Below are 1,316 nucleotides of genomic sequence, written 5' to 3' on the forward strand. Positions count from 1 at the left end.
GAGCCTGTAACAGATTCTGTGTAACTGCCATTAGTTAATATGCTTTTCGAGGCGTTCCTCAAACTCAATAATAAAACGACTCATCGCCTGACGCCAGTTTTGAATCGGCATTGACCATTTTTTACTGGCGTCTCTTATTGCTAAATAGACCATTTTTCTTGCAGAATCATCACTTGGGAAGATTTTCCGTTTCTTGATAGCCTTGCGGATAACGCTGTTCAATGACTCAATAGCATTGGTGGTATAAATTGCCCTACGGATGTCCTCGGGGTAATTAAACAAGGTGTTGAGGTTGTGCCAGTGCGTCCGCCATGATTTAGCGATTTGAGGGTACTGGCTATCCCATGTTTCGGCAAACCGTTCAAGTTCAAGCAGCGCTTCATCTTCTGTTGCTGAGCGGTACACGCGCTTTAAATCTGCTGTGACGGCTTTATAGTCCTTCCATGACACGTATTTCAGCGAATTACGCACCATGTGTACGATACATAGTTGAATATGTGTTTGTGGAAATACCGCATTAATCGCATCAGGGAAGCCTTTTAGGCCGTCGATACAGGCGATGAGGATGTCTTCTACGCCACGTTGTTGAAGTTCCGTTAAGACGTTAAGCCAGAACTTAGCGCCTTCGTTTTCAGCAATCCACATGCCCATCAGTTCTTTGTGGCCTTCAGTATTAATACCCAAGGCCAGGAAGATAGATTTGTTGATGATGCGTTTATCTTGGCGTATTTTCACCACGATACAGTCGAGGTAAACGATTGGATAAATCGCATCTAACGGGCGCGACTGCCACTCCACAACTTGTTCGATAACCGCATTAGTAACGCGAGAAACCAGTGTGGGCGATATATCTGCACCATACCATTCATCAAACGCGTTGACGATTTCACGGGTGCTCATGCCTTGTGAGTAAAGCCAGAGAATCTTATCGTCCATGGATGTAAAGCGGGATTGATGTTTTTTTACGAGCTTGGGCTCGAAGGTGCCGTCACGGTCACGAGGCGTATCGAGTTCAAACTCACCATCCTCGGTTTTAACGCGCTTGCTGCTTTTACCGTTGCGACTGTTTGATGATGTAGATTTTTGATTTTTCACATAGCCAAGATGCTCATCCATTTCTGCATTCAATGCCGCTTCAACGGTGATTTTCTTCAACATCTGACTAAACTCGTTTAAGTCCTCAGGTGTTTTAATGCCTTTGGCCGCTTCCTTTGCGAAAGCTTCTAGCTCTTTTTTATTCATATTCATCTGCCTATCCTTAACTCTCTGTAGAGTATATTGAGATAGGCAGTTACACAAAATTAGTTACAGCCTCT

Annotated in this window: 1 protein-coding gene; it reads right to left on the reverse strand. The window is 44.2% G+C overall.

All coding sequences use genetic code 11. The features are described 5' to 3' along the window. Positions 1–30: 30 nt before the first annotated feature. On the reverse strand, positions 31–1,242 hold the full coding sequence (locus ACFI4Z_RS19030) for an IS256 family transposase (protein ID WP_462671887.1): 1,212 nt from the start codon (positions 1,240–1,242) through the stop codon (positions 31–33). Positions 1,243–1,316 lie beyond the last annotated feature (74 nt).

Source organism: Pseudoalteromonas sp. RWi3, assembly GCF_054960735.1.